We start from the raw sequence: 19,037 nt of genomic DNA on the forward strand, positions 1-19,037 counted from the left end.
AATCAAGGTTGGCTATTGGCATCATAGTAATGGTGAACAAAAAAAGATCGCAGCCTTCGGCAGCTCCTACATTGAAATGCGTATACCTGTAGGAGCTGCCGAAGGCTGCGATCTTTTGATCTTCAGAGTTTCAACTGCCCGATTGCCTTGTTGAGCTCCCCGGCCAACGTCGCCAACTCATTACTGGTGGTCGCCGAATCCACAGTCTGCTGCACGGTGTTTTCAGTCACATCACGAATACTCACCACTGCCCGATTCATCTCTTCCGCCACTTGGCTCTGCTGCTCGGCCGCCACCGCAATCTGCGTGTTGCTCTCGCGCATCTGCGCCACGGCGCCAGTGATTTCCGCCAGCGCCTCGCCAGCCTCCTGTGCCTGCTGCACGCAGTCGTCGGCCTTGTACGAACTCTCCTGCATGAAGTCCACCGCATCGCGGGTGCCGGCCTGCAGCGCCGAGACCATGGTGGTGATTTCATCGGTGGAGGTCTGCACGCGTTTCGCCAGGTTGCGCACCTCATCGGCGACTACCGCAAAACCGCGGCCCATCTCGCCGGCACGGGCTGCTTCGATGGCGGCGTTCAGCGCCAGCAGATTGGTTTGCTCGGCGATGCTGTGGATCACGCTGACCACGCCGTTGATCTTCTGGCTGTCTTCGGCCAGGCGCTGGATCATTTCGGCGGTCTGCTGCACGCCGCTGGAGAGTCCTGCAATCGACTGCTGTACGCGACTGACCACTTGCTGACCGCTGCCGGCCAGACCATCGGCGGTCTGCGACAGATCGCGGGTGGCGCCGGCGTGCTGGGCGATGTGATAAACCGTGGCGGTCATTTCGTTGATTGCGGTGGCGGCCTGATCGGTTTCACTTTGCTGACCGAGCATGCCGTGGCGCACTTCGTTCATGCTCGCCGCCAGACGCGCGGCACCGACGTCGAGTTGCCGCGCGGTGTTGGCGACGGTGTTGACCACCCGTTGGTAGCCAGCCTGCATTGCGTTGAACGCATTGGCCATCTGCCCGACTTCGTCCTTGCACGCCAGCGGCACACGGGCCGAGAGGTCACCGCTTTTCTCGACGTGCAGCATCACGTCTTTCAAGGTGTTGAGTTGGCTGAGCAGGAAGCGGATCAGCAGTTGCGAAGCGCCGAGCATGGCCAGCATCAGGATGAACACTGCCACCGCGTAGTTGGCAAAACGTTCGCTGAACACTTGCGCCAGGCTTGGACCATAGGCAATGACTGCCACCTGCTGTCCGTCGGCACGGCTGAACACTTCGGCGCCCATTAACGGGTTACTGCCGAACAATGGCAGGTGATTGATTTCGTTCCAGCCGTTGTCGTCGCTGATCTCCAGCACCGGCTGATCGTTGAGGCGCGGCGCTTCCCCGCGTTTGAAGGTCAGAATCTGATCAGCCTTGGGCAATGCCTGCCCGGCCGGCCAGGCCTTGAGCAATTGTGCCTGGGCCTGGGCGGATGCCTGCGCCGCGTGGCTGCGCGCCTGCTGTTCCAGTTGCACGGCGTACAGCACCAGCAGCAGGGTGGTGACGAAAGCGACCGCATTGACCGCCCAGAATTTGTATTTCAGCGAGATATTGCTAAGCCAGGCACCCATGGAGGTCTTCTCTGATAGCGGAAACAGTTTTGGCAAGGTGCCAGCATTGTGCCGCTATGCAGATCTGCGGATCTTGATACACATCAAAAGAACGCATCGCTCCCACAGGAGAATTTCGGTGTGTCAGGGAAGCGCGGGGAGGTTGAAGAACGCGCGGGCACACGCGGTGGTGTGCGCTGCCAGGTCTTCCTCGCTCTCGCCTCGGTGCAACGCCACTTCGCGCAATACTTCGGTCAGATACGCCGGCTCATTGCGGCCGTTCTTCGGCTTTGGCCGCAAGGTGCGGGGCAGCAGATACGGCGCGTCGCTTTCGAGCATCAGTCGTCCGCGTTTGATCTCCTTGACCAGCGAGTGCAGGTGCGTGCCGCGGCGCTCGTCGCAGATCCAGCCGGTGATGCCGATGTGCAGGTCCAGATCCAGGTAACTGAACAAGGCTTTTTGCTCGCCAGTAAAGCAGTGCACCACAGCGGCGGGCAATTGATCACGGAAGTCCCGGAGGATCTCCAGCAAGCGCTGACTGGCATCGCGTTCGTGGAGGAACACCGGCAATTGCAGTTCTACTGCCAGCGCCAGATGTTCTTCGAGGACTTTTTCCTGTTGCGGGCGCGGCGAGAAATCACGGTTGAAATCCAGCCCGCATTCACCCACGACGACCACGTTTGGCTCGTGCAGCAGACTGCGCAACCGGCGCGCGCTGTCAGCATTCCAGTCACTGGCCGAATGCGGGTGAATGCCAGCGGTGGCGAACAGCTGTTGGCCACCGTCATCCAGTTGCCGGCACAGCTCCAGCGCCTGTTCGCTACCTTCGACGCTGGTGCCGGTCAGCACCAGTTGGCAGACCCCGGCAGCGTAGGCGCGGTCGAGCACGGCCTGATGTTTTTCAGCAAAACTGGGGTTGGTCAGGTTGACGCCGATATCGATGAGTTGCATGGTTCTACCTCGGGCCGAAGGCCGGAAAGCATACCAGAGCTGTAGATTTATAAGAAAAGCCAAGAACTACAAAGAGTTATAGCTGTCTTTTGATGCCGTGACAGAGCCCGGGTTGGCGCAAAAGCCATCACTGTGCCAGTCTCTCGCACTTTGCCAGCGCTCCAGGCGCTCTGTTTTCGTCGGCGATTTTGACCGTTCAGCGGTTAAAAAACGCCCCGTATTCTTTCCGGAGAGTGGATGCATCGTCCCTCGGTTTTGCTCCTGTTGTGTGCGTCGTTGCTACTGCCGATAACGGCGGTTGCGCGCTTGCCCGGGCCACAGCAAGCCGTACCGGCCGCCAAGGTCCGCGACCTGTCGGAGATACGCAGCAGCCGCGTACTGCGAGTGCTGGTCAACCAGAGTCGCAACAGCTCTGGAGAAGTCCAGGGCCAGGCCATCGGTGTCGAATACCATCGCCTGCGCGCCTTCGAGCAGTACCTCAATGGCCACGCCCGCGACGGCCAGGAAGTCACTCTCAAGATCATTCCCAAAGCCAAGGATCAACTGCTCGGCGCGTTGCAACGCGGCGAAGGTGATCTGGTGGCGCCCGGCGAGCTGCTTGATCTGCAGCCGGGCCACTCGGTGGCCAGCAGCGAGCCGATCGCCAGCAATGTGCCGCTGGTGCTGGTCGGTATCAAGGGCGAGCGTCGTTACACCAAGGTCGAGCAGCTTTCCGGCAAGACCCTGGCCTTGCCAACCGGCAGTGCGGCAGGGGACGCGGTGAGCCAGCTCAATCAGAAACTGGCGCTGCACAAACTGGCGCCGATCAAGATCGAATGGGTCGATCCGACGCTGGCGGTCGAGGACGTGCTGGAGATGGTGCAGGGCGGAATTTTCCACCTGACTATCGTTGAGCAACCGATCGCCGAGCGCTGGGGCAAGATCCTGCCCAAGCTGCGTTTTGACCGGCAATTGATGATCAGTGAACCGGGTGAGGAGTACTGGTTTGTGCGCCGTGATGCCTCGATGCTGCGGGCGAGCATCGATCGCTTTCTGGTCGGCTACAGGAAGCCGGCGAACGAGGATGCCGAATTCCTGCGGATCTATCGGCGCCTCTACCAAGTGCACTATCCGTTGGCCAAGGCTGACCGTCAGCGTCTGGAAAAACTGCGCCCGACCCTGCAAAAACACGCCGACGCGCAAAGCATGGATTGGCTGAATCTGGCGGCGCTGGCCTTCAAGGAGTCGGCCCTGCAACCCGGCGCCCGCAGCGGCAGCGGCCCGACCGGGCTGATGCAGATCACTCCGTCCGCGGCGCAGCGGGTCGGTGTGAACAACATCCAGAATCTCGATGCGAATGTGCAGGCCGGGGCCAAGTATCTGGCGATGATCCGTCGCAAGTTTTTCAACAGTCCGAAACTCAATGAGCGCGAGCGCATGGCGTTCACCCTGGCGGCCTACAACATCGGCCCGGAGCGGGTGCAAGGCATGCGCGCCGAGGCGCGCCGGCGCGGGCTGAATCCGAACCAGTGGTTCTTTCAGGTCGAGCGCATCGCCATGGAGCAGGTGGGCATGGGCCCCGTCAGCTATGTTAATAGCGTGAACAAGTATTACCTGGCGTTCGACCGGGAGCGGGAGTCGCTGGAGCCCCGGGGACAGAAAGTCGCCTCACGTAAATGATCTAATAATTTGATTGTTATGGCGGAATAATTGCGCTTTTAACATGAATTTAACTGATTAATATAGCGGCCAATCCCAACACACTTCTCGCAAAACAAGGAATGCCTCATGAGCTCACTGATCAACAAGGTTCTGTTCACCCGCGCCGGTTACGGCCTGACCATTCTGCGCATCGCGGTCGGCGTGATCTTCGCCGCGCACGGTTCGCAAAAACTGTTTGGTCTGTTCGGTGGTTACGGTCTGGCGGGCACCGCGCAATACATGGACAGCATCGGTCTGCACCCGGGTTACCTGATGGCCACGCTGGCCGGTGGTACTGAGTTTTTTGCCGGTCTGGCGTTGATTATCGGCCTGCTGGCGCGCCCGGCGGCGCTGGGTCTGACCTTCCTGTCGCTGGTGGCGATCTTCACCGTGCACATCAGCAACGGTCTGTTCATGGCCAACAACGGTTACGAGTTCGCCCTGGCGTTGCTCGGTGGCAGCCTCGCGGTGATGATCGAAGGCGCCGGCAAGCTGTCGGTGGATCGCGCCATCGCCGGTTGAGCGCTCTGGATCAAGCAAAAGGCCCGCATTGTGCGGGCCTTTTTTTGTTGTGGCTGATTCTTGACACTCATCGGTCACGTTCTCTAGGATGTTGCTCATGCGCCGATTTAAACAGCTACTTGCGGGGCGCCAGGTGACTCAGACAGTTGCCGTCAGAAGCCGGAACAAGGCTTCGAAATACCGCTAAAGCGCTGGTTCGGTGTTGCCTCTCACCTGCCATGCAGACTTTTGAGGCAGAGACACGACACGATGAATGCACTACGCCCTCCAACACGTCCCGCGCCGATCACGGCACATATCACCCAACGCAATCCAAAAATCCTGCTTGGCGGCAAACACCAGCCGACGCTGTTGCGTTATCTCGATGGCTGGCCACGTCGCAGCGGCGGTCCTGCCGCGTTCCTGATCCAGTTCGTTGAAGACGGCGAGTCGCTGGCGCGCTTTGCCAGTGACAGTTTTGACCTCGCCGTGATTCAGGCACCAAGCGCTGAAGACGCTCCGGAAATGATCAAGCAACTGACCCGCGTTGCACGGCAGGGTTTGATCACCCGCCGCTGAAACGCTCAGGGATAGTCGATCGCCACGATATAGACAAACTGCTCACCGGTTGGCGTCTGCACCCGAACCTCGGCGTCCAGCGCCTTGCCGATCAAGGCACGAGCCAGCGGTGAGTCAATGCTGATCAGACCCAGTTTCAGATCCAGTTCATCCGGGCCGACGATGCGGTAGCGCGATTGCTTGCCGTCTTCGTCCTCGATGGTCACCCAGGCACCGAAGTACACCTTGTTCGGATCGCTGGGTTTTTCGCTGACGACCTTCAGTGCTTCGAGTCGCTTGGTGAGAAAACGCACGCGGCTGTCGATCTCGCGCAGCATTTTCTTGCCGTAGGTGTACTCGGCGTTTTCCGAACGATCACCCTGCGCCGCTGCCTCGCTGACTGCCTGCGTCACTTGCGGGCGGCGCACATGCCACAGTTCATGGAATTCGGCGCGCATCCGCGCTTCACCTTCAGGGGTGATCAGCGCGGTGCCGGCGGTGCGGGGAGGGCGATAACGGCTCATGGTAACTTCTTGTGGTGACGAAGGCTGGAGTCTATCAACCCTCGCGCAAGACTGTCAGCGGACTCGCATTCAGTGCTCGACGCGTGCCGAACACGCCGGCACCGCCAATCAGTGCGGCGCCAATCAATGGCAGCACCAGCAGCCATGGATGCGGATGCCATGGCAGATCGAAGGCAAAGCGATACAACACCAGACTCACGACTTCCGAACCGATCGCCGCCAGCAAACCGCTGACCGCGCCGAGCAGACCGAACTCGATACGCCGCGCCTTGACTAGCAACTGCCGTTGCGCGCCCAGTGCGCGTAACAACGCGCCTTGGCGAATGCGCTCGTCCAGCGTGGCCTGCAAGCCAGAGAACAGCACCGCCATCCCCGCCGCCAGCACAAATAACAACACGTATTCCACCGCCAGGGTGACCTGAGCGAGGATGCTGCGCAGCTGTTCGAGCAAGGCTTCGACCTGAAGGATGGTCACCGCCGGGAATGCCCGTGACAGTTCGACAATCTGCTGATCGTGACCGGGTGCCAGATAGAAACTGGTCAGGTAAGTCGCCGGCAGATCCCTCAGGGTGCCGGGCTGGAAGATCATGAAGAAGTTCGGCTGGAAGTTGTCCCAATTGATTTCGCGCAGACTGGTGACCCTGGCTTCACGATTGACCCCGCCCACGCTGAACACCATGCGATCGCCGAGTTTGAGCTTGAGGCTTTCGGCGACTTTGCCTTCCACCGACACGCCCGGTATGTCTTCCGAGGGTTGCCCGGTCCACCACACACCGGCGGTGAGCGTGTTGCCGGCCGGCAAGTCGGCGGCCCAGGTCAGGCTCAAGTCGCGTTGCACTGCGCGGTCGCCGGCGGAATCCTTGCTGACGATCTGCTGCACCGGTTCGCCGTTGATGCTGATCAGCCGTCCGGGCACCACTGGGTACAACGGTGCCGCTTGAGCCGAGACTTTGATCAGGTGGTCGGTGAAGGCTTGTTTGTCCGCTGGCAGGATGTTCAGGGCAAAGTAATTCGGTGCGTTTTTCGGCAACTGGTTTTGCCAGGTGTCGAGCAGCTCGCCGCGCAGCAGAGCGATCAATGCCATCGACAACAGGATCAGACCGAACGCCAGCGCCTGCCCGGCCGCCGCCAGCGGATGACGCAACAACTGACCCAGACCGAGGCGCCACGGCAGCGGCGCACGGGCGAGCATCCGTCGCAGGCTGTTGAGCAGCAACAACAGCAAACCACCCAATACCAGCGCCGCGATTACACCGCCGCCCAGCAGGGCGAAAGTCAGCAACAGATCCAGACTCAGGCGCCACATGATCAGACCCAGTGCGCCCAGTGCCGCGCCGTAGACCATCCAGGTACTCGACGGAATCGGCAGCATGTCACGGCGCAGCACGCGCAGTGGAGGTACCCGACCCAGCGCAGCAAGCGGTGGCAGGGCGAAACCGGCGAGTGCGACCAGGCCCGTACCGATGCCGGCCATCGCCGGAAACAGGCCGCCTGGCGGGATATCCGCGGGCAGAAGATCATGCAGTAGAGCAAACAGCCCCAGTTGTGCCAGCCAGCCAAGCACCGCGCCACTGAGGGCGGCGAACAAACCCAGTACGCTCAGTTGAATACTGAACAACAGCATGGTTTCTCGACGCGACAAACCGAGGCAGCGCAGCAAGGCACTGGCGTCGAAGCGACGACTGGCAAAGCGGTTTGCAGACAGTGCCACGGCCACGCCGGCCAGCAGTACCGCGACCAGACTGGCCATGTTCAGATAACGCTCGGCCTTGCCCAGTGCGCCGCCAATCTGCCGGTTGCCGTCACGCGCATCCTGAATGCGCTGATTGGCGGCAAGGCCCGGTTTGAGCAATTGCCGATAGGTTTCCAGCGCCTGCGGTTCGCCGCGCCACAGTTCGCGATAACTCACGCGGCTGCCGGGTTGCACTACGCCGGTGGCGGCGAGGTCATCGAGGTTGATCATCACCCGAGGCGTGAGGCTGTAGAAGTTGCCGGCGCGATCCGGTTCGTAGGTCAGCACGCGGGTCAGTTTCAGCGTTTTCATGCCGACGTCGATGCTGTCGCCGATTTTCAGGTCCAGGGCGGTCAGCAAGCGTGCCTCGACCCACGCTTCACCGGGTTGCGGTTCGCCGCCGGTTGTCTCGGCGGCAAGCGGCGCCGGGGCACTTTTCAGTTCGCCGCGCAGTGGATAAGCGCGGTCGACGGCTTTGATGCTCGATAACTGAATGCCGTTGTCGGTGGCGACGACGCTGGAAAACTCCACCACCTGTGCATGATTCAAACGCAGCTCGGTGCCGCTGCGAATCTGTTCGTCGCGGGCTGGCGAACTGCCTTCGAGGACCAGGTCGGCGCCAAGGAACTCGGTGGCGCGCAGCATCATTGCGCCGTTGAGACGGGCGCCGAAGTAACCGATGGCGGAACTCGCGGCCACCGCCACCAGCAGGGCGAAGAACAACACGCGAAGTTCGCCGGCGCGAGCATCGCGCAGCAATTGGCGAAGGGCGAGACTGAACAGGCGCAAGAGCGGCAGACGTGCCATCAAGGCTCCAGAGGGGCGACCAGCAGCCCGGCTTCAAGTCGAATCAGGCGCCGGCAGCGATGGGCCAGGCGTTCGTCGTGGGTCACCAGTACCAGCGTGGTGCCGCGTTCCTTGTTCAGTTCGAACAGCAAGTCGCTGATGCGCTCGCCGGTGTGGCTGTCGAGGTTGCCGGTGGGTTCGTCGGCGAACAGCACGTCGGGCTCGGCAGCGAAGGCGCGGGCAATCGCCACGCGCTGCTGTTCACCACCGGAGAGCTGGCGCGGCGAGTGCGTCAGGCGCTGGCCGAGGCCGACGCGCTGCAACAATTCAGTGGCGCGCTCACGGGCGTCCTTGCGGCCATCGAGTTCCAGCGGCAGCATGACGTTTTCCAGGGCGTTGAGGCTGTCGAGCAACTGGAACGACTGAAAGACGAAGCCTACGTGCTCGGCACGGATGCGCGCGCGCTGGTCCTCGTCGAGACTGCTCAGGCCTTGTCCGGCGAGAATGACTTCGCCGCTGCTCGGCAAATCGAGACCGGCGAGCAGGCCGAGCAGGGTGGATTTGCCGGAACCGGACGCGCCGACGATGGCCAGGCTGTCACCCTGGTTCAGTTCCAGGCTGAGTTCGTGCAGGATAGTCAGTTCACCTTCCGCGCTGGGAACCACTTTGCTGAGGTTCTTCGCGGTGAGAATGCTTGCGCCCATGGAGAATCCGATGCGTGTGTGGTTTTTGAGTGCTGGCCTGGCCTTGATGTGCATGGCCCAGAACGCAGCGGCGGGTACTGTCCTGATCGTTGGCGATAGTATCAGCGCCGGTTTCGGACTGGATACCCGCCTGGGGTGGGTATCGCTGCTCGAGCAACGGCTCAAGGCTGAAGGTTTTGACGACAAAGTGGTCAATGCCTCCATCAGCGGTGACACCAGTGCCGGAGGCCAGGCGCGCCTGCCGGCGCTGCTTGCAGAGCATAAGCCGGAACTGGTGATCCTCGAATTGGGCGGCAATGACGGCCTGCGCGGAATGCCGCCAACGCAATTGCAACAAAACCTTGCGGCAATGATCGACAGCTCGCGCCAGACCGGTGCCAAGGTGCTCCTGCTCGGCATGCAATTGCCGCCCAACTACGGCAAGCGTTACACCGATGCCTTTGCCGAGGTCTACGGCAAACTTGCGGACGAGAAAAACATCCCGCTGGTACCGTTTTTCCTCGAAGGCGTGGGCGGGCATCCCGAGCTGATGCAGGCCGATGGTCTGCACCCGGCAGTCGGGGCTCAGGGCAAGTTGCTGGAAAATGTCTGGCCGACACTAAAACCGCTGTTATGAGGCTTTTCTAGTGGCAGGCTTTCGGCTAATGTGGCGCCCCCTTATTTGGAGCCCCCGATGCCGCGTCCTGCCTGGTCCCTGTTTGCCTACCAACTGATCGAGCCTGACGAACAGCTGGATCTGTTCGCCTGCCAGGAAGTGCGGGTGCATCTGGTGACCCGTCAGCTCGAACTCGGTGGCTCGGCAGACCGCACGTTGTGTGGCAGTCTGCTTCCAGCACAACCGCGTTGGTCGAGTGTGGATCGTCGGGTGTTTCAGGATCAGCGTCTGTGTTCGTTGTGCCGGGCGATTCTCGAGTCGCAGAAGCGCGGCACCTCGCCGATCTGGCCTGAGTTGCGATTCGAACTCTAGGATCAACAAATCGCAGCCTGCGACAGCTCCTACATGAAGACTTCTGGCTGGCCATCGGCGCATCTCCCCGAATTCCCGAGGTGCGGTGTACAATCGCGCCCTTATACCCCTTGTTGATCATGCGAAGGATTTTCCGGATGTTGCCGCGCTTTCCTGCCGTCACCCGCTGCCTGTCACTTGCCGCCCTGTGTGTGGCCGGTCCCGTTGCTGCATTGGAGTTTCCCCTGCCACCGCCTGGTGAGGACATCATCGGCCAGGTGCAGGTGATCAAGGCCAAGTACGAAGACACTTTCGCTGACCTGGGGACCAAGTACGACCTGGGCTATTCGGAAATGGTCGCGGCCAACCCGGGTGTCGATGCCTGGCTGCCGGGCGCGGGTACTGAAATCGTTCTGCCGACGCGGTTCATTCTGCCGCCGGGGCCGCGCGAGGGCATCGTGATCAACCTCGCCGAATACCGTCTCTACTACTACCCGAAAGGCCGGAACGTGGTGTACACCTTCCCGCTGGGTATCGGCCGTGAAGGTTGGGGGTCGCCAATCGCGCATACCTCGATCACCGCCAAGACGCCGAACCCGACCTGGACCCCTCCTGCGTCGATCAAGGCCGAGCACGCCGCTGATGGTGATCCGCTGCCGAACGTGGTGCCGGCCGGTCCTGACAATCCGCTGGGCCCGTTCAAGTTCACCCTGGGCACCCCGGGCTACCTGATCCACGGCTCGAACAAGAAGTTCGGCATCGGCATGCGCACCAGCCACGGCTGCTTCCGGATGTTCAACAATAACGTCCTGGAAATGGCGGCCATGGTGCCGGTCGGGACTTCGGTGCGCATCCTCAATGACGCGTACAAGTTCGGCAGCAGTGGCGGCAAGGTCTATCTGGAAGCGCACACGCCAATCGACGACAAGGGCAATCCGTCGGTGGTCGACAAGCACACGGCGGTGATCAACGCGATGCTCAAGCGCGAAGACGTGACCAACAATCTGCGCGTGAACTGGGATGTGGTGCGTGATGTGGTGGCGGCCGAAGACGGTTTGCCAACCGAAATCGGCACGCCGAATACCTCGGCTCCGATTGTCTCGAGTGCGCCGATCGACCTGCAGCAATAAGCTCGATCCAGACCCGCCGATGCAAGAAGCGTCGGCGGGTTTTTTATTGTCCGGACAAAAGCTGCAGGCACAAAAAAGCCGACCCAGAAACTGGGTCGGCTTGATAACAATCCCGAGGGATTATTACTTGCGGCTAGCTTTGTCCAGCATACGCAGAGCACGCTCGTTAGCTTCGTCAGCAGTCTGTTGTGCTTTTTGAGCAGCAGCCAGAGCTTCATCAGCTTTACGGTATGCTTCGTCTGCACGAGCCTGGGCGCGAGCAGCTGCGTCTTCAGTAGCGGTCAGACGTGCTTCGGTTTCTTTCGATGCGCTGCTGCAACCGGTAGCCAGAACTGCGGCCAGAGCCAGAGCAGAGAATTTCAGAACGTTGTTCATCGTGTTCCCCTTCAAGGACTTTCAATTAAGTGGCTTTCTCCTCCGATTGAGGAAATAGCCGGCGTACATACTACCCATTACTTGTAGTAAGTAAACTGACGTAGCGCAAGAAGCAAAAAAAATTGTAGGCGTTGATTCTTTTTCGAGCAACTTTTAACGGGGCTGATTAAAAAATATCCAGCTGCAAGCCCCTGCCTGAGCGAGTTAATGAGAAAAAGTTCCCGCTGTCACGTGCTGTTTTCGGCGTCTTGCACCAAGTCTGCCTAGATGAATTCGTCTACACTTTTGTTCCGATTTTGCATGACGCCTCACATATCTTTGTCGCTCTTGAGGTGACTTTAAAGAAGAGCCTGCGTCTTAAGTCTCGACATCCGGCAATGTTCAGGTGAGCGCCTCGGGATATGTTCCCCGCGCCTGCCACTACGCCCATCGGAGTTATCCGTACAACCTGCACGATGACGAGCGCACCTTGAGCATTTTTGCCAATGGTGCCTACTATTTATCACGTGCTCGGTTGCGCGAGATCGGTGTGGCTTTTCTCGGTGTCCATCAGGCACGGGGTGGCGTAGATGTTCCTTCGCCGGAAAAACATCGGTAAGGTAGGGGTCAGAATTCAAGACCCGCGAGGAGTAGTGATGAGCGAGGCGTTGTCCATCCACCATGACCAGGCTGGTCATCAGTTCGAGACCAATGTGGACGGTCATCGTGCCTACCTGACCTATATGGATCTGGGGAAACAGACCCTGGATATCTACCGCACCTTCGTGCCCAACGCCCTGCGCGGTCGAGGCATCGCGGCAGCGCTGACCGAAAGCGCGCTGCAGTACGCCGAGGAAATGGGTTATACGGTGATTCCTTCGTGCTCCTACGTCGAGCGCTATATGGAGCGCCATCAGAAGCGCGCTGCGAAAATCTGATCACCCCTACACACAAAAACGCCGGGCAATGCCCGGCGTTTTTTATGCCTGCGAAACGCTGATCAGCTGCGCTGACGCTTAGGCAGCACATCCTTGAGCTTGGCGTGCATGCTGCGCAGGGTGTTCTCGGTGGCGGACCAGTCGATGCAGGCATCGGTGATCGACACGCCGTATTGCAGGTCGGCGAGGTCTTTCGGGATGGCCTGGCAGCCCCAGTTCAGATGGCTCTCGACCATCAGGCCAATGATCGACTGGTTGCCTTCGAGGATCTGGTTGGCGACGTTCTCCATCACCAGCGGTTGCAGGGCCGGATCCTTGTTGGAATTGGCGTGGCTGCAATCGACCATGATGTTCGGCTTGATCTTCGCCTTGTTCAGCGCCTGCTCGCACAGGGCGACGCTGACCGAATCGTAGTTCGGCTTGCCGTTGCCACCACGCAGCACCACGTGACCGTAGGCGTTGCCCTTGGTGGTGACGATCGACACGCCACCTTCCTGGTTGATACCGAGGAAGCGGTGCGGGCTGGAAACCGATTGCAAGGCGTTGATCGCCACGGTCAGGCCGCCATCGGTGCCGTTCTTGAAGCCGACAGCCGAAGACAGGCCGGAAGCCATTTCACGGTGGGTCTGGGATTCGGTGGTACGCGCGCCGATGGCCGACCAACTGATCAGATCCTGCAGGTACTGCGGGGAGATCGGGTCGAGGGCTTCGGTGGCGGTCGGCAGGCCTTTCTCGGCCAGGTCCAGCAGCAACTGGCGACCAATGTGCAGGCCGTCCTGAATCTTGAACGAGTCATCCAGGTACGGATCGTTGATCAGGCCTTTCCAGCCGACGGTGGTCCGTGGCTTCTCGAAATACACGCGCATGACCAGATACAGGGTGTCGGAGACTTCCTCCGCCAGCACCTTGAGGCGGTCGGCGTATTCGTGGGCAGCCTTGATATCGTGGATCGAGCACGGGCCGATCACTACGAACAGACGGTGGTCGGTGCCATCAAGAATGTTGCGAATGACTTCGCGGCCCTTGGTGACGGTGCGCAGCGCAGCATCGCTCAGAGGGATATCACGCTTGAGCTGATCGGGAGTGATCAGGGTCTCGTTAGAGGCGACGTTTAGGTCGTTGATCGGTAAATCAGCCATCGTTTACTCGTCAGGTCACGGGTGCCGGCCGCCAGCGATCCCCGCGCGGCGGAGCACAGCAGATTTAAGCGCGTCGGGGAGCCGAACCTTAGCGCGTCAGACGCGGCTCGACAATGGGCAAGCGCCGCTTTAATCCAGCACTGGCTGGGCAAAAGCCTTGCGCACGCTGTCGTGGGAGAACTCGTTGGCGTGTTGTTCGACCCATTGCAGGGCCAGCGCCTGAATGTCCTGCAGGTCGTCATGGGCCTCGTTCATGCGGCAATAACGTTCGATCTGGCACACCTGTTCGCCCATCCGGGCGCTGAACAGCGTCTGCTCATCAGTGAACGCGATCCCCACCAGATAGCCCTTTTTGCGTCGCAGGCACCACGCCACATAGCCCGGAAAACAGAGGTCGGCATTGAGCGTCGGCAAGCGCACTTCAAGGGCGGTGCCGTGGCGCCAGGCGCGGTGATAATTGCAAGCGATCCCGCCGAGGCTGATAGTGTGCAGCTGTTGCCTGGAAATACACTCGGGCTTGAGCAAGGTTAATTCAACCGGCACTTCGTCCGGATGAGGAATGAAACGTCCCATGAGCACAGACTCCCTGTGTCGGCCATTTGACATTGTTTCCCCCAGTATAGTGGTCGAATCGGAGCTGACCGATTTCGACGCCGACCAGCGGCTGCTGGCGATGAGCGGCGTTTCGCTGGTGATTTTCACCAGCGTCGGCTGTTCCAGTTGCCGCTATGCCAGAGAGGTGTTGCCCGGGTTCGCGCTGGCGGTGGATCGCCTGTGCTGGATCGATGCGGGCAACAACGGCGGGCTGGTGGAACGCTATCAGGTCTTTCATTTGCCGGCGCTGTTTGTGGTGCGCGACGGCGAGTTCTTTGGAGCATTGCACACGCGCCTGGCCGCCGCTGCGCTGAACGCGGCAGTTACGCAGGCGCTGGGTCGAATTGCAGAGGAGTTGCCATAGATGGTGGGAGCACACAGCAAACCGGTGATCGGGATTATCGGCACCGGCGCAATTGGCGGGTTTTACGGTTTGGTGCTGGCGCGCGCCGGTTTCGATGTGCACTTTTTACTGCGCAGTGAGTTTTCAGCGGTGGCCGAGCGGGGGTTGCAAGTGGACAGTGCCGTGCATGGCACGCTGACACTGAACCCGGTGCAAGCGTATGCCAAGGCCGAGGACATGCCGGCCTGCGACTGGTTGCTGGTCGGCGCCAAGACCACCAGCAGCGCGGGTCTGGCCCCAGCGATCATTGCCGCGGCCAGGCCCGGTGCGAAAGTGCTGGTGCTGCAGAACGGTCTGGACGTCGAAGACAGCTTGCGTGAGTTGCTACCTGACTCCCTGCATCTGCTCGGCGGTCTGTGCCTGATCTGCGTGCATCGCGAAGGCCCGGGGCATATCACCCATCAGGCCTTGGGGGCGGTGAACGTCGGCTATCACAGCGGCCCGGCGACGGACGATGCGGCGCGCATGGCGCTCGTTGAAGAGGGCGCCAGTCTGTTCCGCGCCGCGGGCATCGATTCGCAGGCGATGGCCAATCTGCAACAGGCGCGCTGGCAGAAACTGGTGTGGAATATTCCCTACAACGGTCTCTCGGTTTTGCTCGGCGCCGGCACCACGCCGCTGATGGCCGACGCTGACAGTCGCGCGTTGATTCAGGCATTGATGGCTGAAGTCGTGAAGGGCGCCAAGGCCTGCGGTCACGATATGCCTCCCGGTTACGCCGAGTACTTGTTCACAATGACCGAGAAAATGCCCGATTACTGGCCGAGCATGTACCACGATTTTCTGCACAAGCGGCCGCTGGAGCTGGAAGCGATTTACGCCCGGCCACTGGCCGCCGCCAAGGCGGCAGGATGTGAATTGCCGCGAATCGATGCGCTGCATCGCACGTTGGGTTTCATCGACCGACGCAACACCTGAGTCGGTTTTTTGCGGGAGTGGGGGGAAGGCATGGCCAAGAACATCGATGACAAACTGGTGCTAGCGATTTCGTCTCGCGCCTTGTTCGACCTGAGCGAGAGTCACAAGGTCTACCTGTCGAGCGGCGTTGAAGCCTATCGGCAATACCAGATCGAACACGAAGACGAAATTCTCGCCCCCGGCGATGCGTTCCCGCTGGTGGAAAAACTCCTGAGCCTCAACAGTCGCCTCGACCGCGCCCGGGTCGAGGTGATTTTGGTTTCGCGCAACAGTGCCGATACCGGCCTGCGCGCGTTCAACTCGATTCATCACTACGGACTGGACATTTCCCGGGCGGCCTTCGTCGGCGGACGCAGCCCGTATCCGTATCTCAAGGCCTTTGGCTGTGACCTGTTTCTGTCCACGCACGCCGAGGACGTGCGCGCCGCACTGGATGCCGGATTTGCTGCAGCGACAATCCTGTCTGGTGGCGCCAGCCGTGCCGCGAGTGATGAGTTGCGCATCGCCTTCGACGGTGACGCGGTGTTGTTCTCCGACGAATCCGAGCGCATTTATCAGTCCGGCGGGCTGGAGGCGTTCCAGGCGAAGGAACGCGAGTCGGCACGCGAGCCATTGCGCGGTGGGCCGTTCAAAGGTTTTCTGGCGGCGCTCAATGCGCTGCAACGCGAGTTCCCGGAGGACGACTGCCCGATCCGCACGGCGCTGGTCACCGCGCGTTCGGCACCGGCCCATGAGCGGGTGATCCGCACCTTGCGCGAGTGGGATATCCGCCTCGACGAGTCGCTGTTCCTCGGCGGATTGACCAAATCGGCATTCCTCGAAGCCTTTGCCGCCGACGTGTTTTTCGACGATCAGGCCGGGCACTGCGAGCTCGCCCGTGAAGTGGTCGCCACCGGCCATGTGCCGCATGGCATCAGCAACGAAACGTCGATCTAAAGCCCCTGTGCTTCAAGACGTTGCGTCGCACGTCGTAGTCGCCAAGGCACTGCTAAGCTGAATCAAATCTCCGCCATGTTGGCACGCGAGGAGGTCATATGATTCGTTCGATGCTGTATGCCACTGACCTCGGTCTGTACGCACCGTTAGTGATGCAGCATGCCCTGGCACTGGCGCGGACATTCAATGCCGACTTGTACGTGGTGCATGCAGTGGAGCCCATGGGGCTGTTTGCCGAGTCGGTATTGCAGAGTTATCTCGACGAACAGGCATTGAACGAATTTCACAGTCAGGGTCTGAAAACTGTCATCGCCAGTATCGAGCAACGGGTGCTGGACAGTTTTCGCGAAGAGCTGGGCGACGAGGGCGAGCAGGATCTGCAGCGGATTTGCGCGGTTCGGGTGGTGCAGGGCGATCCGGCACAGGTGATTCTCGACCAGGTGCAGAAACTCTCTGTGGATTTGTTGATCGTAGGCACTCACAGTCACGGCGTAGGGGCGGAAACGCCTTTGGGGCGCACGGCGACCCGGGTCCTGCAATTGGCCAAGGTGCCGGTCTATCTGGTGCCGTTGGTGGAGCGTCGGCGCCGGGGGGATCGCTGAAGCGGGAATAATGGCGTTTTGATAAAAAAGTTCTAGATTTATTCATCAAACCATTAATATAGTTATATACCGTCGCTGATGCCCGTGGCGTCTACCTGCTTTGAGGGATACATATGAAGCTTCAACAATTGCGCTACATCTGGGAAGTGGCGCACCACGACCTCAACGTTTCCGCTACCGCCCAAAGCCTTTACACCTCGCAACCGGGTATCAGTAAACAGATCCGTCTGCTGGAAGACGAACTTGGCGTTGAAGTGTTTGCCCGCAGTGGCAAACACCTGACCCGCGTCACCCCGGCCGGCGAGCGCATCATCACCACCGCAGGCGAAATCCTGCGCAAGGTCGAAAGCATCAAGCAGATCGCTCAGGAATTCTCCAACGAGAAGAAAGGTACCCTGTCGATCGCCACCACCCACACCCAGGCACGTTACGCATTGCCGCCGGTGATCAGCAATTTCATCAAGCAATACCCGGACGTGGCGCTGCACATGCACCAGGGGTCGCCGATGCAGATCGCCGAGATGGCGGCTGACGGCACGGTCGATTTCGCCATCGCCACCGAAGCGCTCGAGCTGTTCGGTGATCTGGTGATGATGCCGTGCTATCGCTGGAACCGTTGCGTGGTCGTGCCTCAGGGCCATCCGCTGACCAAGTTGCCGAAGCTGACCCTCGAAGCGCTGGCCGAATACCCGATCGTGACATACGTGTTCGGTTTCACCGGCCGTTCGAAACTCGACGAAGCCTTCAGTCATCGTGGCCTGACGCCGAAAGTGGTGTTCACCGCGGCCGACGCCGACGTGATCAAAACCTACGTGCGTCTGGGTCTGGGTGTGGGCATCGTCGCCAAAATGGCGGTCGACACCAAGCTCGATAACGACCTGGTGGTGCTGGATGCCAGCGAACTGTTCGAGTCGAGCATCACCAAGATCGGTTTCCGTCGCGGTACGTTCCTGCGTGGTTTCATGTGCGACTTCATCGAGAAGTTCGCTCCGCACCTGACCCGCGAAGTGATGGCCAAAGCCATCCAGTGCCACAACAAACAGGAACTGGAAGAGCTGTTCGACGGCGTCGAATTGCCGGTCCACTAAGTCCCCGCCTCAAAGCACCTCGGTGACAGCGAACTGTTGCCGGGTGCCTGCCACCAGAATCTCCACCTCATCGCCCTCGAGCTTGCCCAGCAGGCTTTTGCCCAGCGGCGAGCGTGGGCTGATGACGGTAATCGGCTGACCCACCACATCGACTTTCAAGCCCGCTGCATCCGGGGCCAGAAACAGCCATTGTTCGCGACCCTTTTCGTCCTCCAGACCGAGCAGGGCACCGATCTCGATGCCGCGATTTTCGTCGTAGGCGCGCAGCGTCAGGTTCTGGCACAGCGCCAGTGACTGGCGGATTTCCTCGACGCGTTTCGCCTGACCCGCCGCCAGATAGGAAGCCTCAAGTCCGAGGGTGTCGTACTTGTTCTCGGCGATGTTCTCTTCGTGGGTCGCGGTTTCATAAGCGGTCTGCGCGGCGCGCTCGGCGATGTCGAGGTCGGCGCGCAGTTTGTCGAGGATCAGTTGGTGGACGGTGTGTTTGTTCATGATCAATCGCAGAATTGCAAAACGTTGGCGCGGCTCTTTTCGCTCGGCGCAGTCTGGTCCTGTTGCAGCCAGAACTGGCATTTCGGATTCGACTGGTTGCGACTGCTGCCGCGAGCCTGATCCAGGCGTGCCTGCTGCTCGTTCTTGCGCAGGTTTTCTTCGTACTGTTCGAACAGGGGACTCTGTGGCGGAATGTCCGGTTGTACCTGGACGGCCGCTGGCGGCTTGGCCAGTTGCTGCACGGCCTGGGCAACCGGCGCCAGTTGTTCGGTCAACACAAAACGCGAAATCAGCCAGCAGGTCAGGGCGATGGCCAGAAAGCCCAGCCACATGCCCAGGGCAATACTGCCGGTCAGTTGCAACGCGCTGAGCTGAACGGGCAAGGGACGACGCGGGTTGGGACGATAGGGCATGGCTGCCTCCTGGCGGATGATTGCGGGCAAGTGGCGATTGTCGCACGAAGATTAATCGCCGTCGG

22 protein-coding genes are annotated in these 19,037 nt (G+C 60.4%); 12 read left to right on the top strand and 10 right to left on the bottom strand.

Annotation, left to right across the window (positions count from 1 at the left end; genetic code table 11):
* Positions 1-122: 122 nt before the first annotated feature.
* Positions 123-1,604 carry a methyl-accepting chemotaxis protein gene (locus OC71_RS12845; RefSeq protein WP_041069482.1) on the bottom strand — a complete coding sequence of 494 codons (1,482 nt, stop codon included), beginning with the start codon at positions 1,602-1,604 and terminating at the stop codon, positions 123-125.
* 123 nt (positions 1,605-1,727) lie between these two features.
* Positions 1,728-2,534, bottom strand: a complete 807-nt coding sequence (locus tag OC71_RS12850; protein ID WP_041069485.1) for a TatD family hydrolase — start codon at positions 2,532-2,534, stop codon at positions 1,728-1,730.
* 237 nt (positions 2,535-2,771) lie between these two features.
* Between OC71_RS12850 and OC71_RS12855 the strand changes: the two genes are divergently transcribed.
* The 3 genes from OC71_RS12855 (at position 2,772) to OC71_RS12865 (ending at position 5,294) form a co-directional block, all read left to right on the top strand.
* A complete protein-coding gene (locus OC71_RS12855) occupies positions 2,772-4,193 on the top strand; it encodes a transglycosylase SLT domain-containing protein (RefSeq protein ID WP_041069488.1) in 1,422 nt (473 codons plus the stop codon).
* 108 nt (positions 4,194-4,301) lie between these two features.
* The gene (locus OC71_RS12860) at positions 4,302-4,736 is read left to right on the top strand and encodes a DoxX family protein (protein WP_041069491.1); all 435 of its coding nucleotides are present in this window, start codon (positions 4,302-4,304) and stop codon (positions 4,734-4,736) included.
* A gap of 249 nt (positions 4,737-4,985) precedes the next feature.
* Positions 4,986-5,294 (top strand): hypothetical protein, encoded by a 309-nt coding sequence (locus OC71_RS12865; protein WP_041069494.1) that lies wholly within the window; start codon positions 4,986-4,988, stop codon positions 5,292-5,294.
* Between the two features lie 5 nt (positions 5,295-5,299).
* Here the strand turns inward: OC71_RS12865 and greB are convergent, their stop codons facing one another.
* From greB to OC71_RS12880, 3 genes are read right to left on the bottom strand one after another with little or no spacing between them, the layout of a single operon-like run.
* A complete protein-coding gene (gene greB, locus OC71_RS12870) occupies positions 5,300-5,797 on the bottom strand; it encodes a transcription elongation factor GreB (RefSeq protein ID WP_007964774.1) in 498 nt (165 codons plus the stop codon).
* A 34-nt stretch (positions 5,798-5,831) separates the two neighbouring features.
* Positions 5,832-8,336, bottom strand: coding sequence for an ABC transporter permease (locus OC71_RS12875; RefSeq protein WP_041069498.1), 2,505 nt, complete (start codon positions 8,334-8,336; stop codon positions 5,832-5,834).
* A complete protein-coding gene (locus tag OC71_RS12880) occupies positions 8,336-9,019 on the bottom strand; it encodes an ABC transporter ATP-binding protein (protein ID WP_041069503.1) in 684 nt (227 codons plus the stop codon). Before OC71_RS12880 ends, OC71_RS12875 begins: the two co-directional genes overlap by 1 nt.
* A 10-nt stretch (positions 9,020-9,029) precedes the next feature.
* Between OC71_RS12880 and OC71_RS12885 the strand changes: the two genes are divergently transcribed.
* The 3 genes from OC71_RS12885 (at position 9,030) to OC71_RS12895 (ending at position 11,095) form a co-directional block, all read left to right on the top strand.
* Complete coding sequence (locus OC71_RS12885; protein ID WP_041069506.1) at positions 9,030-9,635, top strand: arylesterase; 606 nt, start codon at positions 9,030-9,032, stop codon at positions 9,633-9,635.
* Positions 9,636-9,692: 57 nt separating this feature from the next.
* Positions 9,693-9,986 carry a hypothetical protein gene (locus OC71_RS12890; protein WP_003226812.1) on the top strand — a complete coding sequence of 98 codons (294 nt, stop codon included), beginning with the start codon at positions 9,693-9,695 and terminating at the stop codon, positions 9,984-9,986.
* Positions 9,987-10,123: 137 nt separating this feature from the next.
* A complete protein-coding gene (locus tag OC71_RS12895; protein ID WP_041069516.1) occupies positions 10,124-11,095 on the top strand; it encodes a L,D-transpeptidase family protein in 972 nt (323 codons plus the stop codon).
* A 123-nt stretch (positions 11,096-11,218) separates the two neighbouring features.
* Here OC71_RS12895 and oprI read toward each other — a convergent pair whose 3' ends face one another.
* Positions 11,219-11,470, bottom strand: a complete 252-nt coding sequence (gene oprI, locus OC71_RS12900; RefSeq protein ID WP_025113130.1) for an outer membrane lipoprotei OprI — start codon at positions 11,468-11,470, stop codon at positions 11,219-11,221.
* Between the two features lie 635 nt (positions 11,471-12,105).
* On the opposite strand from oprI, the gene OC71_RS12905 reads away from it, so the two are divergent.
* Positions 12,106-12,387 (top strand): GNAT family N-acetyltransferase, encoded by a 282-nt coding sequence (locus tag OC71_RS12905; RefSeq protein ID WP_025113131.1) that lies wholly within the window; start codon positions 12,106-12,108, stop codon positions 12,385-12,387.
* A 62-nt stretch (positions 12,388-12,449) separates the two neighbouring features.
* On the opposite strand, the gene OC71_RS12910 is transcribed toward OC71_RS12905, so the two are convergent.
* Both OC71_RS12910 and OC71_RS12915 read right to left on the bottom strand, forming a co-directional pair.
* A complete protein-coding gene (locus tag OC71_RS12910; RefSeq protein ID WP_003226802.1) occupies positions 12,450-13,526 on the bottom strand; it encodes a 3-deoxy-7-phosphoheptulonate synthase in 1,077 nt (358 codons plus the stop codon).
* A gap of 129 nt (positions 13,527-13,655) precedes the next feature.
* The gene (locus OC71_RS12915; RefSeq protein WP_041069521.1) at positions 13,656-14,099 is read right to left on the bottom strand and encodes a PilZ domain-containing protein; all 444 of its coding nucleotides are present in this window, start codon (positions 14,097-14,099) and stop codon (positions 13,656-13,658) included.
* Here OC71_RS12915 and OC71_RS12920 point away from each other — a divergent pair.
* The 5 genes from OC71_RS12920 (at position 14,098) to cysB (ending at position 18,067) form a co-directional block, all read left to right on the top strand.
* Positions 14,098-14,484, top strand: a complete 387-nt coding sequence (locus tag OC71_RS12920; RefSeq protein WP_041069524.1) for a co-chaperone YbbN — start codon at positions 14,098-14,100, stop codon at positions 14,482-14,484. The two genes, OC71_RS12915 and OC71_RS12920, sit on opposite strands and share 2 nt — an antisense overlap.
* Positions 14,485-15,441 carry a putative 2-dehydropantoate 2-reductase gene (locus OC71_RS12925; RefSeq protein ID WP_041069526.1) on the top strand — a complete coding sequence of 319 codons (957 nt, stop codon included), beginning with the start codon at positions 14,485-14,487 and terminating at the stop codon, positions 15,439-15,441.
* 30 nt (positions 15,442-15,471) lie between these two features.
* The gene (locus OC71_RS12930) at positions 15,472-16,377 is read left to right on the top strand and encodes a 5'-nucleotidase (RefSeq protein WP_041069529.1); all 906 of its coding nucleotides are present in this window, start codon (positions 15,472-15,474) and stop codon (positions 16,375-16,377) included.
* A gap of 98 nt (positions 16,378-16,475) precedes the next feature.
* On the top strand, positions 16,476-16,979 hold the full coding sequence (locus tag OC71_RS12935) for a universal stress protein (RefSeq protein ID WP_041069532.1): 504 nt from the start codon (positions 16,476-16,478) through the stop codon (positions 16,977-16,979).
* 113 nt (positions 16,980-17,092) lie between these two features.
* On the top strand, positions 17,093-18,067 hold the full coding sequence (gene cysB / locus OC71_RS12940) for an HTH-type transcriptional regulator CysB (RefSeq protein WP_007908591.1): 975 nt from the start codon (positions 17,093-17,095) through the stop codon (positions 18,065-18,067).
* Between the two features lie 9 nt (positions 18,068-18,076).
* Here cysB and OC71_RS12945 read toward each other — a convergent pair whose 3' ends face one another.
* Both OC71_RS12945 and OC71_RS12950 read right to left on the bottom strand, forming a co-directional pair.
* Positions 18,077-18,559, bottom strand: a complete 483-nt coding sequence (locus tag OC71_RS12945) for a GreA/GreB family elongation factor (protein ID WP_041069537.1) — start codon at positions 18,557-18,559, stop codon at positions 18,077-18,079.
* 2 nt (positions 18,560-18,561) lie between these two features.
* Entirely contained in the window at positions 18,562-18,972 is a 411-nt protein-coding gene (locus tag OC71_RS12950; protein WP_041069540.1) for a hypothetical protein, read from the bottom strand.
* Positions 18,973-19,037 lie beyond the last annotated feature (65 nt).

It is taken from the genome of Pseudomonas sp. W15Feb9B, assembly GCF_000828175.1.
GTDB lineage: Bacteria > Pseudomonadota > Gammaproteobacteria > Pseudomonadales > Pseudomonadaceae > Aquipseudomonas > Aquipseudomonas parakoreensis.

Coding starts and splice junctions, on each gene's coding strand:
- OC71_RS12845 (WP_041069482.1), bottom strand. CDS start 1,604: ATGGGTGCCTGGCTTAGCAATATCTCGCTGAAATACAAATTCTGGGCG.
- OC71_RS12850 (WP_041069485.1), bottom strand. CDS start 2,534: ATGCAACTCATCGATATCGGCGTCAACCTGACCAACCCCAGTTTTGCT.
- OC71_RS12855 (WP_041069488.1), top strand. CDS start 2,772: ATGCATCGTCCCTCGGTTTTGCTCCTGTTGTGTGCGTCGTTGCTACTG.
- OC71_RS12860 (WP_041069491.1), top strand. CDS start 4,302: ATGAGCTCACTGATCAACAAGGTTCTGTTCACCCGCGCCGGTTACGGC.
- OC71_RS12865 (WP_041069494.1), top strand. CDS start 4,986: ATGAATGCACTACGCCCTCCAACACGTCCCGCGCCGATCACGGCACAT.
- greB (WP_007964774.1), bottom strand. CDS start 5,797: ATGAGCCGTTATCGCCCTCCCCGCACCGCCGGCACCGCGCTGATCACC.
- OC71_RS12875 (WP_041069498.1), bottom strand. CDS start 8,336: ATGGCACGTCTGCCGCTCTTGCGCCTGTTCAGTCTCGCCCTTCGCCAA.
- OC71_RS12880 (WP_041069503.1), bottom strand. CDS start 9,019: ATGGGCGCAAGCATTCTCACCGCGAAGAACCTCAGCAAAGTGGTTCCC.
- OC71_RS12885 (WP_041069506.1), top strand. CDS start 9,030: ATGCGTGTGTGGTTTTTGAGTGCTGGCCTGGCCTTGATGTGCATGGCC.
- OC71_RS12890 (WP_003226812.1), top strand. CDS start 9,693: ATGCCGCGTCCTGCCTGGTCCCTGTTTGCCTACCAACTGATCGAGCCT.
- OC71_RS12895 (WP_041069516.1), top strand. CDS start 10,124: ATGTTGCCGCGCTTTCCTGCCGTCACCCGCTGCCTGTCACTTGCCGCC.
- oprI (WP_025113130.1), bottom strand. CDS start 11,470: ATGAACAACGTTCTGAAATTCTCTGCTCTGGCTCTGGCCGCAGTTCTG.
- OC71_RS12905 (WP_025113131.1), top strand. CDS start 12,106: ATGAGCGAGGCGTTGTCCATCCACCATGACCAGGCTGGTCATCAGTTC.
- OC71_RS12910 (WP_003226802.1), bottom strand. CDS start 13,526: ATGGCTGATTTACCGATCAACGACCTAAACGTCGCCTCTAACGAGACC.
- OC71_RS12920 (WP_041069524.1), top strand. CDS start 14,098: ATGAGCACAGACTCCCTGTGTCGGCCATTTGACATTGTTTCCCCCAGT.
- OC71_RS12915 (WP_041069521.1), bottom strand. CDS start 14,099: ATGGGACGTTTCATTCCTCATCCGGACGAAGTGCCGGTTGAATTAACC.
- OC71_RS12925 (WP_041069526.1), top strand. CDS start 14,485: ATGGTGGGAGCACACAGCAAACCGGTGATCGGGATTATCGGCACCGGC.
- OC71_RS12930 (WP_041069529.1), top strand. CDS start 15,472: ATGGCCAAGAACATCGATGACAAACTGGTGCTAGCGATTTCGTCTCGC.
- OC71_RS12935 (WP_041069532.1), top strand. CDS start 16,476: ATGATTCGTTCGATGCTGTATGCCACTGACCTCGGTCTGTACGCACCG.
- cysB (WP_007908591.1), top strand. CDS start 17,093: ATGAAGCTTCAACAATTGCGCTACATCTGGGAAGTGGCGCACCACGAC.
- OC71_RS12945 (WP_041069537.1), bottom strand. CDS start 18,559: ATGAACAAACACACCGTCCACCAACTGATCCTCGACAAACTGCGCGCC.
- OC71_RS12950 (WP_041069540.1), bottom strand. CDS start 18,972: ATGCCCTATCGTCCCAACCCGCGTCGTCCCTTGCCCGTTCAGCTCAGC.